This window comes from Methylocystis suflitae (assembly GCF_024448135.1).
In the GTDB taxonomy this organism is placed as follows: domain Bacteria; phylum Pseudomonadota; class Alphaproteobacteria; order Rhizobiales; family Beijerinckiaceae; genus Methylocystis; species Methylocystis suflitae.
Genome location: NZ_JAMRYX010000021.1, coordinates 1 through 1,970 on the forward strand (window position 1 = coordinate 1; position 1,970 = coordinate 1,970).

Genomic DNA, 1,970 nt, shown 5'->3' on the forward strand with positions numbered 1-1,970 from the left:
AGATGAATGGCGTTGATCCGCAGGCATGGCTCGCCGATGTCCTCGCGCGCATCGCCGCCCATCCCGCGCACCGGCTTGATGAACTGCTTCCGTGGAACTGGCGCCCGCCGGCTCAGCGGGCATCAGCGCTGGCGGCCTGAGCATGCACGTCAACAAGGTCGATCACGTCACGACCGTCGAGCGCGTCGCCGCACGTCTCGGTGAGAGCGTCGACTTCATCCACGACGTCGCTCTCGAAATGGATGCCGAGGACGGCGTCATCTGGGTCTACGGCATCGGAGACGACGGCGTTCTCGCATTCACCGACTTCGGCATCGAAACTCTCGTCGAACTCATCGAAATCCACAAGGACTTGAAATCGAGCGCGGACGCCTGACGCAGCGCGAGATCAGCCCCTGCGGCCCACGCCGGATGCATACTTTGTTCGGCTTGCACCCGCTGCAACAATGCCTTGCCTTCTTCCAGGGGGCACCTCGAAAAATTCACTCTTTCAACCGTTACGCAAATCAGATTCAAATCTCGCAGGTTCTGAACGTGGGAGTTTGGCGTGGGACAGCTTGGTTTCTTCGATTTGAGCCGAACGCTATGAAGAGCTCGACGCCAAGAACGATCCACTGGTTCCCATCGCGACGTTGGTTCCATGGGAGTCGTTTCGGCCGAAGCTGAAGGCGGCGTTGATCAAAGGCGCACTCCGCAAGCAGGACGCGGAACGCAGGAGTTCGGCGGGGCGCAAGCCCTGGGACGAAGTCGTGATTTTCAAAGTGCTGGTGTTGCAGGCGCTCTACAATCTTTCTGATGATCAGGCGGAATACCAGCTTCGCGATCGCTACTCATTTGGTCGCTTTCTTGGCTTGGGTCTCGAAGATGCGGTTCCTGACGCCAAAACTCTCTGGCTCTATCGTGAAACGCTGGCGAAAGCGGGCGTGGTGGAAGAATTGTTCGATTTGTTCGATGGGTTCCTGAAAGACAAGGGTTATCTCGCCATGGGCGGGCAGATCATCGATGCGATGATCATCTCGACGCCCAAGCAGCACAATTCGCGCGAGGAGAACGAGACGATTAAGGACGGCAAGACGCCCGAAGACTGGAAGCGGAAGCCGGCCAAGAACCGTCAGAAGGACAAGGACGCGCGCGCTGGACGAAGAAGAACGAGCGGTCGTATTTTGGATACAAAAATCATATCGGCGTCGATCGCCGACACAAATTCGTGCGCCGTTACGCGGTGAGCGACGCGAGCGTGCATGACAGTCAAAAGCTTGAGGACGTTCTCGAGGCGAGCGACACAGCGTCGAACGTGTGGGCCGATAGCGCCTATCGCAGCCAGGAAATCGAGAAAAGGCTCGCCGAACGCGGTCTGAAAAGCCGATTCATCGTAGAGCGTATCGTAATCGTCAACTCAGCAAAGTGCAGCAGGGCGCCAACAAAATGCGCTCGAAGGTGCGCGCCCCGTCGAGCATGTGTTCGGCGACCAGAAAAACGGCATGGGACCGGGAATTGTTCGCACCATCGGAATCGTTCGTGCGAGGTGCAAGATCGGAATGACGAACCTCGTCTACAACATGCGCCGTTTTGTCTGTCTCGAAAGGGTGGCGACTGCGAGCGAGTGAACCGGCGCGTCATCAGTCTCGACAGGGTGAGTGACTGCATTTATAAACCCCTCCCGACAAGTCGGCGGCGACTTCAGGCGGCCTCACGGAGAGGCAGAGTCGAGCAGCCCGGCTGCGCCATGACGTGAACGCCGCTCATCGCGCCTTAAGCAGATATTTTTCGAGGTGCCCCAGGGTTAGACCGAAATCTTTGAGATGAGGCTGGTCCGCGTTGTGCCGGACAACGAAAACCTCTCGCCGCGCCAAAACGCCATTAGTACCGACAAATTCCGCAAATATTTTCATCTCGATAATTCCCGTCACAGGCCTACCTCCTCGCTCGAAAATTCGAGCTTACACGACCCGGATGACCCCCAGCTTTTT

General features: G+C 57.5%; 2 protein-coding genes and 1 pseudogene. All 3 read left to right on the forward strand.

Annotation, left to right across the window (positions count from 1 at the left end):
• A partial coding sequence (locus tag NEI07_RS01570; protein ID WP_256032253.1) for a transposase domain-containing protein occupies positions 1–140 on the forward strand: 140 nt, incomplete at its 5' end.
• A gap of 2 nt (positions 141–142) precedes the next feature.
• Positions 143–376, forward strand: coding sequence for a hypothetical protein (locus NEI07_RS01575; RefSeq protein WP_256032252.1), 234 nt, complete (start codon positions 143–145; stop codon positions 374–376).
• 171 nt (positions 377–547) lie between these two features.
• A pseudogene (locus tag NEI07_RS01580) lies at positions 548–1,607 on the forward strand (IS5 family transposase).
• Positions 1,608–1,970: the final 363 nt, after the last annotated feature.